Origin of the sequence: Tenacibaculum sp. 190130A14a, assembly GCF_964048965.1 — a bacterium.
In the GTDB taxonomy this organism is placed as follows: domain Bacteria; phylum Bacteroidota; class Bacteroidia; order Flavobacteriales; family Flavobacteriaceae; genus Polaribacter; species Polaribacter polynesiense.
Map to the genome: position 1 here is coordinate 2,204,102 of NZ_OZ040189.1, position 13,841 is coordinate 2,217,942.

Below are 13,841 nucleotides of genomic sequence, written 5' to 3' on the forward strand. Positions count from 1 at the left end.
TCCCTTGATTCCCCGATGATTGCTTTTCCCCAAAAGCACATTGCCCCTAAGCCCCTTACACTTTTCCCCTTTAAAAGTGTACCCCTAAAAACAAAAACCCCTAAATGAAAAAAGTCTGTATCCTTTAAGATACAGACTTTTTTATTTTATATTATTAAGTTTTATGCCTAGGTTAACATACCTCCATCTACTGATAAAGTTTGCCCAGTGATATAAGAACTCATATCAGATGCTAAGAATACACAAGCATCAGCAATGTCTTTTGGAGAACCTCCTCTTTTTAAAGGAATTTCATTCCTCCATCCCTCTACAACTTTTTCATCCAATTTAGCAGTCATCTCAGTCTCAATAAAACCTGGAGCAACCACGTTACTACGAATATTACGAGAACCTAATTCTAATGCAACCGATTTAGAAAAACCTAAAATACCTGCTTTTGAAGCTGCATAGTTTGCTTGACCCGCATTTCCTTTTAACCCAACAACAGAACTCATATTGATAATAGATCCTGCACGTTGCTTCATCATTGGACGAATAACTGCTTTTGTTAAATTAAAAACAGATTTTAAGTTTACTTCAATTACTTTATCAAAATCATCTTCAGAAATACGCATCAACAAATTATCTTTTGTTATACCTGCATTATTCACTAAGACATCAATCGTTCCAAATTCTTCTAAAACATTCTTTGCCAATTCTTGTGCTGCATCAAATTCAGCTGCATTTGATTGGTATCCTTTTGCATTTACTCCTAATTCTTTCAATTCATTTTCTAAAGCAGTAGCAGCATCTACTGAAGAATTAAATGTAAAAGCTACATTAGCTCCTTGTTTAGCAAACTCTAAAGCAATTCCTCTACCGATTCCTCTTGTAGCACCTGTGATAATTGCTGTTTTATTTTCTAAAAGTTTCATTTATTAGTTGTTTTAATGGTTCAAATATAAAAAGAAAATCCTGCTTAAAAAGATTAAGCAGGATTTATATTACGATAAATACTATTTTAAGATTTTATCTTCTTTTCATTTACATAATTAAATAAGTAGTCTACATCTAACTCTTTGATCTTACCTAATTTTTGTAATGATTTTACGTCTAAATCTTTCTTGTTTCCAATTACCATTACGTTATATGACTCTCCTTTAACATTTTTGTCAAAGAATGACTTTAAATCTTCCATAGTCATATTTTTAATAGTATTGTACATTTGCTCTCTATTATCATTATCAATACCTAGTTTCTTTAGTCTCTCATATGACCAGAAAATACTAGATTTTGTAATTCTTTGTGCTGCTAATTTTTTCAAAGTAGCATTTTTTGCTGCATTAAATTGCTTTTCAGCTTCAGGCATATTATTCATTAAATCCATCATCGCATCTACTGCTTGTGATAATTTATTTGCCTGTGTACCAACATACGCCAATACATAATTAGGATCCTCTTTTTTACTTGCATTACTATATGATGCAAATGCAGAATAAGCTAAAGATTTACTTTCTCTAATTTCTTGGAAAACAATTGATGATAATCCGCTACCAAAATAAGTATTAAACAACGTTGAAGCTGCTAAGTTCTCTGCTTTAAATGGCTCTCCTTTTGCTAAAAAGATCATTTCTGTTTGAACCATATCATAATCAGTATAGAATACATTCCCTCCAGTTTCAGTTTCTGTATATTTCTTTGCTTCAGGATACTCTTTTAACTCTCCATAAATTTTATGATGATCATTTAAAGCAGCTACTGCAGCATCAATATCTTTACCATAATAGAAAATACGTTGTTTATAGTTTTTCATTCCCTTAATGACATTTACTAAATCTTCTGGGTTAATTTCTTTTAACTCATCAATTTGCATAATATCTCTTAAACGAGAATCTTCTCCATATTTTCCGTAGCTATATAATCCACTCCAAAGAATATTACCTTTTTGAGTTTTTCCATCTAAACGACCTTTGTAAATCTTTTCAACATATTTATCATATGCACCTTGATCAGCTTTTGCATTATCCCATAAATGCTCTAATAATTCGAGTCCTTTAGGTAAATTCTCTTTTAATCCTCTTAAACCAACATAGGTTTTGTCATTTTGAGCACTTACATAATAGTCTACTCCTAATTTATAAAACTCTTTTTTGATTTCTTCAGCTGTATATTTCACTGTTCCTAAATACTCTAAATAACCTGCAGCTAAACTTAACTTTTTATCATTGTCTTTCCCCATATCAAAGATGATATTTAAGTCAAACAAATCATTATTTTCATTTAATACATAAGAAACATTAATATCGTTTGCTGTTTTAGTTTCTTTTATTGCAGTCTTATAATCAACAAACTTAGGTTGCAAAGCTTCTGATTTTACTTTGTTAAACTCTTTTAAATAATCAGAACTCTTATCTCTATTTAATTTAACAGGGGTAATACCAGGGTTCTGAACTTTAACAATATTCTTATCTTCTCCTTTACGTTTGTAAGTAACTACATAATTATCTTTATAAAAATTGTTTGCAAAATCAACCAATTCTTTTTTAGAAATATTCTTTAAATCATCTAAGAATTTAACTTTATCCTCCCAATTTTCATTATGAATAAAAGCGTTATAGTATGCACTTGCTAAAGCGGTATTGTTTTCATATTGACGAGTTTGACTCAATTTTAAATCATTAACAACAGCTTCTATCATCCATTCTTCAAACTCTCCTTTCTTTAATTTTTCAATTTGCTCTAATAATAAGTCTTTTACTTCATCTAATGATTGCCCAGATTTTGGTCTACCGGTAAAAGTATGGTAACCATAGTCATTATTAAAACTAGGATAACAACTCGCACGTTGTACTACTTGTTTTTGATTTAAGTTTAAATCTATCAAACCAGCATTTCCATTTGCCATAATCATATCGCAAAGTGTAACTAATTTTTCTTCATCAGTCTTTACCCCTTTTGATCTATACGCAATAGAAATAGATTCAGAAGTAGGACCAAAAACTTCTTTTATTACTGGTTTAGTTAATGGCTCTTCTTTAGGTAAAGTTGGATGTACTAATTCTTTTTTCTCAAACTTTCCAAACGTTTCATTTATCTTTTTAATAGTACTATCAAACTCTAAGTCACCTACCAATACAATTGCCATATTATTTGGAACATAATATTTATCGAAATAATTGTGGATATCAACCATTGAAGGATTTTTCAAGTGTTCTCCAGTACCAATCGTAGATTGTTGACCATATGGGTGCTTTGGAAATAAACCATCTAATGAAGCAAAATAAACCTTCCAACCATCATTATCTTGTCCTCTGTTAAATTCTTCAAAAACTGCTTCTAATTCTGTGTGAAACAAACGTAACACTAAAGTACTAAAACGCTCAGATTCTAAATCCAACCATTTATTCAATTCATTTGCTGGTATTTTATTGTAATAAATAGTTTCTTCAAATGAAGTATGTGCATTAGTTTCTTCGGCACCTAAAGATGCCGTCATTTTATCATACTCATTTGCTACAGAATAATTAGAAGCTTCTAAAGAAACCTTATCAATTTCTTTATAAATAGCTTTTTTCTTTTCTGCATCTGTTTCTGTTCTATGCTCTTCATAAAGCTTAGATATTTTATTCAAATACTCTTTTTCTTTTTCCCAATCAACGGTTCCAAATTTATGCGTTCCTTTGAATAGCATATGCTCTAAATAATGCGCTAATCCAGTAGATTCTTTTGGGTCATAATTAGAACCTGCTCTTACAGCAATATAGGTTTGAATTTTAGGTTCATCAGTGTTTTTACTCAAGTAAACCTTTAATCCATTTTCTAAGGTATACAAACGCAGTCCTGTTGGATCGTTAGTTACAGTTTCATATTTAAAACCGGTAGCATCGGTATGCTGTTCAGTTTTAATTTTTGCTGCTGTTTGATTAGTTTGTTTACAACTAGTAAACAAAAGTGCTCCAATCAAAACAACACTAAGAATTTGGTTAATTCTTTTCATCTAATTTTTGTATTTAATTAAGTTGATATAAAAAATCCGATGCTATAGATATAGCATCGGATTTAAAAACGTTCTTTTTTTATTAATATTTTAGCAATTATGCTAAAACCTTAGCTACCATTTCTCCAATCTTAGCAGGAGACTCAACTACATGAATTCCGTTTTCAGCTAAAATTTTCATTTTTGCTTGTGCAGTATCATCAGCTCCACCTACAATAGCACCTGCGTGTCCCATTGTTCTACCAGCTGGTGCAGTTTGTCCTGCAATAAATCCAACAACTGGCTTACGATTACCATCAGCTTTAATCCAACGAGCAGCTTCAGCTTCTAATTGACCTCCGATTTCTCCAATCATTACGATTGCATCTGTCTCTTCATCATTCATTAATAATTCTACAGCCTCTTTAGTAGTTGTTCCAATAATTGGATCTCCACCAATACCAATAGCAGTAGTAATTCCGTAACCTTGTTTTACAACTTGGTCAGCTGCTTCATAAGTTAAAGTACCTGATTTAGATACAATACCTACTCTACCCTTTTTGAAGATAAACCCTGGCATAATACCAACTTTAGCTTCTTCTGGAGTAATTACTCCTGGACAGTTAGGTCCTACTAAAGTACAATCTTCTTTAGCATCAATATAAGCCTTTACCTTAGTCATGTCAGCTACAGGAATTCCTTCTGTAATACAAATGATTACCTTGATTCCTGCTTCTGCAGATTCCATAATTGCGTCAGCAGCAAATGCTGGTGGTACAAAAATAATTGAAGTATCAGCTTCTGCCTTTTCTACAGCTTCAGCTACTGTATTAAATACAGGCTTTCCTAAATGCTCTTGTCCTCCTTTTCCTGGAGTTACACCTCCAACAACATTGGTTCCGTAGTCGATCATTTGACCAGCGTGAAAAGTACCTTCACTACCAGTAAAACCTTGTACAATAATTTTCGAATCTTTATTTACTAAAACACTCATTGGTTTATTTTTTACTTATTTTTTTAAGACAGACAAAAATAACTTTTTAATTGAGTTTTCACAATTAATTTTACGTTACTTTTTATCTGGATTTGTTACATTTTTTAAATAGATAACTTCACGCAAGGTTTGACGATATTCTCGCTGTGGTGTACCGAAGTAAATTCCTTTTTTCAAAGACTTCGTCACTCCTGTTTGCGCCATCAATACCGTTCCTTTTTCTATAGTTAATCCGCTGATAATTCCCACTTGCCCCCAAATAGTTACTTCATCTTCAATGACTGTACAACCAGCAATACCAGTTTGAGCAGCGATCAAACATTTTTTACCGATCATGGTATCATGTCCGATATGTACTTGGTTATCTATCTTAGATCCTGCTCCGATAGTGGTATCTCCTGTAACTCCTCTATCTATAGTACACGAAGCTCCTAAATCAACATTATTTTCAATCACTACTCTACCACCAGAAATCAACTTATCAAAACCTTCAGGTCTATTTTTATAATAGAAAGCATCTCCTCCAATTACTGTATTGGCATGTATGGTAACGTTGTCTCCAATTATACAATTATTATTGATCGTTACGTTTGGGTGAATTAAACAATTCTTACCAATCATTACATTCTCTCCAATAAAAACATTGGGTTGTACAATGGTATCAGCTCCGATGATAGCAGAATCTGCTATACTACTTTTTGAAGCTATGAAAGGATTAAAGTGTTTTGTTAATTTATTAAAATCACGAAAAGGATCATCAGAAATAAGTAATGACTTTCCTTCAGGGCAATCAACTTTTTTATTAATTAGTACAGTTGTTGCTGCAGAGTTTAAGGCTTTATCGTAATATTTAGGATGGTCTACAAAAACAATATCTCCTTTTTCAACCACATGAATTTCATTAATTCCAGTGATAGGAAAGTCTTTATCTCCTACAAACTCTACCTCCAATAGAGAAGCTATTTGTGCTAATGTTTGTTGCTCTTTAAATTTCATATAAAAGAAAAATCCCGCATTAGCGGGAATCAAATTTATTCTTTGATACGTTCAGAATATGCTCCTTTCTCAGTATCTATTTTAATCTTATCTCCTTCATTAATAAATAAAGGTACATTTACTCTTGCTCCAGTTTCAACAGTTGCTGGCTTTGTAGCGTTGGTTGCTGTATTTCCTTTTACTCCTGGCTCGGTATGAGTTACCTCTAAAATTACATGCGATGGCATTTCAACAGATAAAGGTAAACTATCTTCTGTATTGATTAAAATTGTAACAACCTCTCCTTCTTTCATAAACTCAGATCCGTCAACCACTTTTCTCTGTAAAGTAATTTGGTTATAATCATCTGTATTCATGAAATGTAAATCATCTCCTTCTGCATATAAATACTGAAACTTATGAGTTTCTACTCGTACATCTTCTATTTTATGTCCAGCAGAGAATGTATTATCTATAACTTTTCCAGTAGTTACACTTTTTAATTTAGTTCTTACAAAAGCTGGTCCTTTTCCAGGCTTCACGTGTAAAAATTCAATAATTTTAAAAATATCGTGATTGTACTTAATACATAATCCTTTTTTAATATCTGATGTTGTTGCCATCTTTAAAATGTTTATTTAGGTTTAATTGCGTATTATTTACGCACTTAAAATTAATTTGATTTAAAATATCCTTTCATTATTCCTCTATGAGAGTCTTTGATAAACTGAACAATTTCATCTCTTTCTGAAGTTGCTTGCATCTCTGCCTCTATAATATCAATTGCTTGTGTATTATTATAGTTTTTTTGGAATAATATTCTATAAATATCCTGTATTTCTCTAATTTTTTCTGTTGTGAATCCTCTTCTTCTCAACCCAACTGAATTGATTCCAACATATGATAATGGCTCTCTAGCTGCCTTTACATATGGAGGTACATCTTTACGTACTAAAGATCCTCCTGTAACAAATGCATGATTACCAACAGAAGCAAATTGATGCACCGCTACCATACCTGCCAACACTACATTATCTCCTACGTTTACATGACCTGCTAAGGTGGTATTATTTGAAAAAATACAATTATTTCCAACTCTACAATCATGTGCTATGTGTGAATATGCCATGATTAAACAGTTGTCGCCAATAATAGTTTTCATTCTATCGGAAGTACCACGATTTATTGTAACACACTCTCTAATTGTTACATTATCACCGATTTCTGCCGTGGTATCTTCATCATTGTATTTTAAGTCTTGAGGAATAGCTGAAATAACTGCTCCTGGAAATATCCTACAGTTTTTCCCTATTCTAGCACCTTCCATGATAGTTACATTAGAACCAATCCACGTTCCTGAACCAATTTCTACATTAGCATGTATTGTTGTAAAAGGTTCTATCACTACATTTCTAGCAATTTTAGCCTGTGGATGAACATATGCAAGTGGTTGATTCATAAGTTTTATTGTTTTACTTTAGATATTTGAGCCATTAATTCTGCTTCACAAACTAATTTTCCATTAGCATATGCATATGCTTGCATGTGAGCAATACCTCTCCTTATCGGTGTTATTAGTTCACTTTTAAATATTAACGTATCTCCTGGTAATACTTTTTGTTTAAACTTAACGTTATCCATTTTCATGAAATAAGTTAAATAATTTTCAGGGTCTGGAACTGTACTTAATACTAATACTCCACCACATTGTGCCATTGCTTCTACCTGTAACACTCCTGGCATTACCGGTGCACCAGGGAAATGTCCTACGAAGAAATCCTCATTCATAGTTACATTTTTCATTCCTACTACGTGTTTATCAGATAATTCGATAATCCTATCTATTAATAAAAACGGTGGTCTGTGAGGTAAAATGTCCATGATCTTATGAATATCCATTAAAGGAGCTTCATTTAAATCATATACAGGAACATTATTCCTTTTTTCTTTCTTAATAATTTTGGCAAGCTTTTTTGCAAAAAGAGTGTTTACCAAATGTCCTGGTTTATTTGCAATAATTTTACCTCTAATTCTAGTTCCTACTAAGGCTAAATCACCAATAACATCTAACAACTTATGTCTTGCTGCTTCATTTGCCCAGTGTAACTCTAAATTATCTAAAATTCCGTTTGGTTTGATAGAAACATTATCTTTCTTAAATGCCTTCTTAAGTTTCTCTACAGTACTATCTGAAAGCTCTTTATCTACATATACAATTGCATTATTTAGATCACCTCCTTTGATAAGATCGTTTTCTAAAAGCATTTCTATTTCATGTAAAAAACTAAACGTTCTTGCTGCAGAAATTTCCTCCTTAAATTCTGATATAGAATTTAACGTAGCGTTTTGCGTACCCAAAATTTTAGTTCCAAAATCAACCATTGTAGTTACTTGGTACTCATCTGCTGGCATTAAGATAATCTCACTTCCAGTAGCTTCATCTTTGTAAGAAATTATTTCTTTAACAACATACTCTTCAATATCTGCTTCTTGCTCTACAATCCCTGCTTCTTCTAATGCCTTTACAAAATACTTTGAAGAACCATCCATAATTGGTGGTTCAGAAGCATTAATTTCTATTAATAAATTATCAATATTTAATCCTACAGCAGCAGCTAAAACGTGTTCGGAAGTTTGGATTTGAACTCCATTTTTCTCCATATTAGTTCCACGTTGTGTAGTGGTAACATATTCTGCTTTTGCTTCAATTATTGGTTGCCCCTCTAAGTCTACCCTTTTAAACGCAAAGCCATGATTTACTGGTGCTGGTTTAAAAGTCATTACAACCTCATTACCTGTATGCAACCCTACACCAGATAATGTAATTTCTTTTTGTATTGTCTTTTGCTTGTTACTCATTTTTTAAATTTTGAGCATTAAATTCTTTTTCTAATTTATGCACCGTCGACGCTAACTTTGGTAAATTTTTAAAGTACACATAAGACTTGCTATAATCTGAATATCCAAATGCTGGAGAACCTTGAACCACATCATTATCTTTTAGACTCCTTCCGATTCCCGATTGTGCTTGAATTTTCACATTATTACCAATATTAATGTGTCCTACAATACCTACTTGACCTCCAATCATACAGTTTTCTCCTACTTTTGTAGAACCTGCAACCCCTGATTGAGAAGCTATAACAGTATTTTTACCTATTTCAACGTTATGTGCTATTTGAATTTGGTTATCTAATTTAACTCCTTTTCTTATTACTGTAGATCCTAAAGTAGCCCTATCTATAGTAGAATTGGCTCCTATGTCAACATTATCTTCAATAATAACATTTCCTATTTGCGGTACTGCCTTGTATTCTCCATTTTCATCTGGAGCAAAACCAAAACCATCAGATCCTATAACAGTTCCTGAATGTATTTTACAATCCTTACCTATGATAGTTTCTGAATATACTTTTACTCCTGCAAAAATCACCGTATTATCTCCAACAGTTACATTATCACCGATATATGAATTTGGATAAACTTTTACGTTTTCTCCTAAAACAACATTTTCACCAATGTAAGCATATGCACCAATATATTCATTTGAACCAATCTTTGCTGAATCCGCAATGAAATGAGGATGTTCTCTACCTGATTTATTGTTTTTTACCTGGTTATAAAACTCTAATAATTTAGAAAATGATTTATACGCATTTTCTACTTTAATTAGGGTTGTAGTAATTTCCTTTTCAGGTTCAAAAGATTTATTTACAATTGCAATCGATGCATTTGTATCATATATATATTGATTGTACTTAGGGTTTGATAAAAAGGTTAAAGAACCTAATTCACCTTCCTCTATTTTAGAAAGTTTGCTAACTTCAACATCAGGATTTCCTACAATCTCTCCTTCTAAAATATCTGCTATTTGTTTTGCGGTAAATTTCATTAAATGCAAAAGTAATTATTTTTTAAATATTAATCCCTTCATTGAATAAAGTTATACACTAAATCTCTTTAGGGTAGCATAAATAATATTTGATTACTGGTTTCGTTAATGCCTGTAAATTTAACTGATCTGAAGCCTTTGCAATGTCCTTTAATTTGCCTTTTTTATTCAATATTTTTATAGGAAGTTTTGTATTATACGCCTGATTTTCAACCTTAGAACTCAACATATAATAGTTAAGTTCTTCATTTCCTAAGTTGAACTTTTTAACAAGTTTTGATTTAATTTTATCGAAATAAGTTTCAGTAAAAGGCATATCTTGAATTTCAATTCGCAACAACTTCCTGTTAATGATCATATTAGACAAAGATGATAATATTTTGTCAGAATGATTTGTCCATTCCTTTATAGAAGAAAGCACATCATAATCATCTAATTTAGAAAATGTTTCCAAAGTCTCGCTGGTAAAGTTTTCTGGTCTAATTTCATTATATAGAAAATATCTAAATGCATTACTAGCATACAAACTTTCTCCTTTTAGAGCTAGTTCTTTGGCTCTCTTTAATACATTTACCAAAATACTTTCAGCAACCAAGCCTGTTTTATGCAAATACACCTGCCAATACATCAATCTTCTAGCAATGATGAATTTTTCGACAGAATAGATTCCTTTTTGTTCAATTACCAACTCATCATCTACCACATTCATCATTTTAATCAACCTATCTGATGATATATTTCCTTCGGTAACTCCAGTATAAAAACTATCTCTCTTTAAATAATCAAGTCTATCAATATCTAATTGACTCGAAATTAACTGATAAAAAAACTTCCTTGGATACTTTCCTTCAAATATTTCAATAGCTAAAGTTAGCTCTCCTTTAAACTCTTTGTTAAGGGCTTTCATAAACTTTAATGAAATTTCTTCATGAGTAATTTCATTTACAATACTATGCTCCAAAGCATGAGAAAAAGCACCATGACCTATATCATGTAAAAGAATTGCTAAATAGAGAGCATTTGCTTCTTCCTCTGAAATTTCAACACCTTTGTTTCTTAAAGAGCTTACTGCCTTTTGCATTAAATGTAAACAACCCAAAGCATGATGAAAACGTGTATGATTTGCTCCTGGATATACCAAATTAGATAATCCCATTTGACTAACTCTTCTCAATCGTTGAAAATAAGGATGTTCAATAACATCAAATATTAAAGAGTTAGGAATAGAGATAAATCCGTAAACAGGATCATTAAGTATTTTAAGCTTATTGGTTTTAGGAGTATTCAAAATAGTTAGTATCTTCAATTTCAAACAAAAGAATTATAAATTATCAATAAAAGCAAGCTAAAGCTAAATTTTATTAACGTATTTTTAGCTTTTAAATTTACAACAAACGCATATTTGAGCGTTATGTAAAGAAACAAGCCATAAAAAAACATGAAGAACATAGACATCCTTTGGGTTGATGATGAAATTGATTTATTAAAGCCACATATCTTATTTTTAGAAAAGAAAAATTATAACGTAACTACATGTACCAATGGTACCGATGCTATAGAATTAGTTGAAAATGAAAATTTTGACATTGTTTTTTTAGATGAAAATATGCCAGGTATTACTGGTTTAGAAACCCTATCATCTATCAAACAAATTAACGTAAATCTTCCTGTAGTGATGATTACTAAAAGTGAGGAAGAATATATTATGGAAGAAGCTATTGGTTCTAAAATAGCCGATTATTTAATTAAGCCTGTAAACCCAAATCAAATATTATTAAGTTTAAAAAAGAACTTAGATCATTCACGTTTAGTTTCAGAAAAAACCACCCTAAATTACCAACAAGAATTTAGAAAAATTGCCATGGATTTGGCCATGGTTAATTCTTATACAGACTGGATTGAAATGTATAAAAAACTAGTTCACTGGGAATTGGAACTTGAAAACATTAATGACACTGGAATGTTAGAGATTTTAGAATCTCAAAAAACTGAGGCCAATAGCCAATTTTTTAAATTTATTAAAAAGAATTATGAAGATTGGTTAACCAGTGATGATAAACCAACCTTTTCGCATACTCTTTTTAAAGACTATGTACTTCCTAATTTATCAAAAGAACAAGGGGTATTATGGTTGGTAATCGATAACTTAAGATATGATCAATACAAAGTCTTAGAACCTCTATTAAACAACTACTATAAAAAATCAGAAGAACATTCTTATTATAGTATACTACCAACAGCAACTCAATATGCTCGTAACGCCATGTTTTCTGGGTTAATGCCTTCAGAAATGGAAAAAAGACACCCTGATTTATGGAAAAACGACACCGATGAAGGTGGTAAAAATCTGCATGAAGCTGCCTTTCTAGAAGCTCAAATTAAAAGGCATAGCTTGCAAATAAAACACGAGTATTACAAAATTGTTTCTCTTAAAAATGGAAAAGATTTAGTTGAAAACTTTAATGGTATCAAACAAAATGATCTTACAGTTGTAGTATATAATTTTGTAGACATGCTTTCCCACGCTAAGACTGAAATGGAAGTAATTAAAGAATTAGCAGCAGATGATAAAGCCTATCGTTCTTTAACCGTAAGTTGGTTTAAGAATTCACCTCTATATGAAATGATTCAGAAAGCACAACAATTAGGATTAAAGTTAATTTTAACAACAGATCATGGGACTATAAACTCAAAGAACCCAACAAAAGTTATTGGTGATAAGAATATTAGTTCAAACCTCCGTTATAAAACAGGTAGAAGCTTATCTTATGAAGATAAAGATGTTTATGCTGTTAAGAATCCTAAAGATATCTTTTTACCAAGTATAACCATTAATAGCCCTTTTATTTTCGCTAAAGAAGACTTATTCTTTGCTTATCCAAATAACTATAACCATTTTGTAAAATATTATCGTAATACCTATCAACATGGAGGTATTTCATTAGAAGAAATGATTATTCCTTGTGCAATTTACAATCCGAAGTAATGCTAAGAAATTGGATTTTTATCATCTTTTTTATTGGCATTACTAGTTATGCGCAACAAAATTCAAACAAGCTGAGCCTTGCTGCTTTAGAATTAACAAAGCAGCAAGTTACTTATGATCCGAGTTACTTTTCTTTCAAATACCCGAATGGAGATGTTCCAGCTAATAAGGGGGTTTGTACCGATGTAGTTATTCGTGCATATAGAACCTTAGGAATTGATTTACAAAAAGAAGTACATGAAGATATGAAGAAAAACTTTTCTTTATATCCGAAAATTTGGGGTTTGAAACGAACTGACACCAATATTGATCATAGAAGAGTTCCTAATTTAATGACATTTTTCAATCGAAAAGGAATTGTTAAAAAAATAACTTCGAATCCAGAAGACTATAAACCTGGAGACATTGTTTGTTGGAATTTAGGAGGTGCAACTACGCATATTGGAATTGTGTCTTCACAAAAATCACCTTCTAGTTATAAAAGATATATGATTGTTCATAACATTGGAAATGGCCAAGTATTAGAAGATTGTCTGTTTGATTATAAGATTATTGGGCATTATATTTATAAGAACAAATAAAGTTTAGTAAATAATAGTTCACTTCATTACTTTTGCGATTATGAACAGAGATTATTCTTTAAATGAATTACAAGAAGTTGCAGAAGAAGTAATTACCACTGCTACTAATAAAATACTATTGTTTAATGGTGAAATGGGCGTAGGAAAAACTACACTTATTAAAGAGATATGTAAAGTTTTAGGAATTGATGATGTAACCCACTCCCCTACTTTTTCTTTGGTAAATGAGTATCACACAAACAATGGAGAAATTGTTTATCATTTTGATTTTTATAGAATTGATAATGAAGAAGAAGCATATGATATGGGTGTTGAAGACTATCTATATAGCAACAATTGGTGCCTTATTGAATGGCCCGGAAATGTTAAAAATTTACTACCTTTAGAAGCTGTTGACGTAAATATTACTCTTTTAGAAAACGGTCAGCGCAATATTCAACTAAAAACCAACTAATTAT

General features: G+C 31.4%; 12 protein-coding genes. 3 read left to right on the top strand and 9 right to left on the bottom strand.

Annotated elements, in window-relative coordinates:
* Positions 1 to 167 precede the first annotated feature (167 nt).
* From fabG to ABNT22_RS10550, 9 genes are all read right to left on the bottom strand, one after another.
* Complete coding sequence (gene fabG / locus ABNT22_RS10510; protein WP_299104466.1) at positions 168 to 914, bottom strand: 3-oxoacyl-[acyl-carrier-protein] reductase; 747 nt, start codon at positions 912 to 914, stop codon at positions 168 to 170.
* Between the two features lie 86 nt (positions 915 to 1,000).
* Positions 1,001 to 3,976 (bottom strand): M16 family metallopeptidase, encoded by a 2,976-nt coding sequence (locus ABNT22_RS10515; RefSeq protein ID WP_348716868.1) that lies wholly within the window; start codon positions 3,974 to 3,976, stop codon positions 1,001 to 1,003.
* Between the two features lie 97 nt (positions 3,977 to 4,073).
* Positions 4,074 to 4,949, bottom strand: a complete 876-nt coding sequence (gene sucD / locus ABNT22_RS10520; protein ID WP_348716866.1) for a succinate--CoA ligase subunit alpha — start codon at positions 4,947 to 4,949, stop codon at positions 4,074 to 4,076.
* Between the two features lie 75 nt (positions 4,950 to 5,024).
* On the bottom strand, positions 5,025 to 5,945 hold the full coding sequence (locus ABNT22_RS10525; RefSeq protein WP_348716864.1) for a UDP-3-O-(3-hydroxymyristoyl)glucosamine N-acyltransferase: 921 nt from the start codon (positions 5,943 to 5,945) through the stop codon (positions 5,025 to 5,027).
* A 35-nt stretch (positions 5,946 to 5,980) separates the two neighbouring features.
* On the bottom strand, positions 5,981 to 6,547 hold the full coding sequence (gene efp, locus ABNT22_RS10530) for an elongation factor P (RefSeq protein WP_348716862.1): 567 nt from the start codon (positions 6,545 to 6,547) through the stop codon (positions 5,981 to 5,983).
* Positions 6,548 to 6,597: 50 nt separating this feature from the next.
* Complete coding sequence (lpxA, locus tag ABNT22_RS10535) at positions 6,598 to 7,383, bottom strand: acyl-ACP--UDP-N-acetylglucosamine O-acyltransferase (RefSeq protein ID WP_348716860.1); 786 nt, start codon at positions 7,381 to 7,383, stop codon at positions 6,598 to 6,600.
* Positions 7,384 to 7,388: 5 nt separating this feature from the next.
* Complete coding sequence (locus tag ABNT22_RS10540) at positions 7,389 to 8,783, bottom strand: bifunctional UDP-3-O-[3-hydroxymyristoyl] N-acetylglucosamine deacetylase/3-hydroxyacyl-ACP dehydratase (protein WP_348716858.1); 1,395 nt, start codon at positions 8,781 to 8,783, stop codon at positions 7,389 to 7,391.
* Positions 8,776 to 9,816, bottom strand: coding sequence for a UDP-3-O-(3-hydroxymyristoyl)glucosamine N-acyltransferase (gene lpxD, locus ABNT22_RS10545; protein WP_348716856.1), 1,041 nt, complete (start codon positions 9,814 to 9,816; stop codon positions 8,776 to 8,778). The genes ABNT22_RS10540 and lpxD overlap by 8 nt, the downstream gene beginning before the upstream one ends.
* Before the next feature lie 58 nt (positions 9,817 to 9,874).
* Positions 9,875 to 11,122, bottom strand: a complete 1,248-nt coding sequence (locus ABNT22_RS10550) for an HD domain-containing protein (RefSeq protein WP_348721665.1) — start codon at positions 11,120 to 11,122, stop codon at positions 9,875 to 9,877.
* Positions 11,123 to 11,254: 132 nt separating this feature from the next.
* Between ABNT22_RS10550 and ABNT22_RS10555 the strand changes: the two genes are divergently transcribed.
* From ABNT22_RS10555 to tsaE, 3 genes are read left to right on the top strand one after another with little or no spacing between them, the layout of a single operon-like run.
* Positions 11,255 to 12,802 (top strand): bifunctional response regulator/alkaline phosphatase family protein, encoded by a 1,548-nt coding sequence (locus tag ABNT22_RS10555; RefSeq protein ID WP_348716852.1) that lies wholly within the window; start codon positions 11,255 to 11,257, stop codon positions 12,800 to 12,802.
* A complete protein-coding gene (locus ABNT22_RS10560; RefSeq protein ID WP_348716851.1) occupies positions 12,802 to 13,383 on the top strand; it encodes a DUF1287 domain-containing protein in 582 nt (193 codons plus the stop codon). Before ABNT22_RS10555 ends, ABNT22_RS10560 begins: the two co-directional genes overlap by 1 nt.
* A gap of 40 nt (positions 13,384 to 13,423) precedes the next feature.
* The gene (tsaE, locus tag ABNT22_RS10565; RefSeq protein ID WP_348716849.1) at positions 13,424 to 13,837 is read left to right on the top strand and encodes a tRNA (adenosine(37)-N6)-threonylcarbamoyltransferase complex ATPase subunit type 1 TsaE; all 414 of its coding nucleotides are present in this window, start codon (positions 13,424 to 13,426) and stop codon (positions 13,835 to 13,837) included.
* Positions 13,838 to 13,841: the final 4 nt, after the last annotated feature.

Bases quoted from the DNA above. Each gene is read 5' to 3' on its own strand.
- fabG (WP_299104466.1), bottom strand. From the start codon at position 914: ATGAAACTTTTAGAAAATAAAACAGCAATTATCACAGGTGCTACAAGA.
- ABNT22_RS10515 (WP_348716868.1), bottom strand. From the start codon at position 3,976: ATGAAAAGAATTAACCAAATTCTTAGTGTTGTTTTGATTGGAGCACTT.
- sucD (WP_348716866.1), bottom strand. From the start codon at position 4,949: ATGAGTGTTTTAGTAAATAAAGATTCGAAAATTATTGTACAAGGTTTT.
- ABNT22_RS10525 (WP_348716864.1), bottom strand. From the start codon at position 5,945: ATGAAATTTAAAGAGCAACAAACATTAGCACAAATAGCTTCTCTATTG.
- efp (WP_348716862.1), bottom strand. From the start codon at position 6,547: ATGGCAACAACATCAGATATTAAAAAAGGATTATGTATTAAGTACAAT.
- lpxA (WP_348716860.1), bottom strand. From the start codon at position 7,383: ATGAATCAACCACTTGCATATGTTCATCCACAGGCTAAAATTGCTAGA.
- ABNT22_RS10540 (WP_348716858.1), bottom strand. From the start codon at position 8,783: ATGAGTAACAAGCAAAAGACAATACAAAAAGAAATTACATTATCTGGT.
- lpxD (WP_348716856.1), bottom strand. From the start codon at position 9,816: ATGAAATTTACCGCAAAACAAATAGCAGATATTTTAGAAGGAGAGATT.
- ABNT22_RS10555 (WP_348716852.1), top strand. From the start codon at position 11,255: ATGAAGAACATAGACATCCTTTGGGTTGATGATGAAATTGATTTATTA.
- ABNT22_RS10560 (WP_348716851.1), top strand. From the start codon at position 12,802: ATGCTAAGAAATTGGATTTTTATCATCTTTTTTATTGGCATTACTAGT.
- tsaE (WP_348716849.1), top strand. From the start codon at position 13,424: ATGAACAGAGATTATTCTTTAAATGAATTACAAGAAGTTGCAGAAGAA.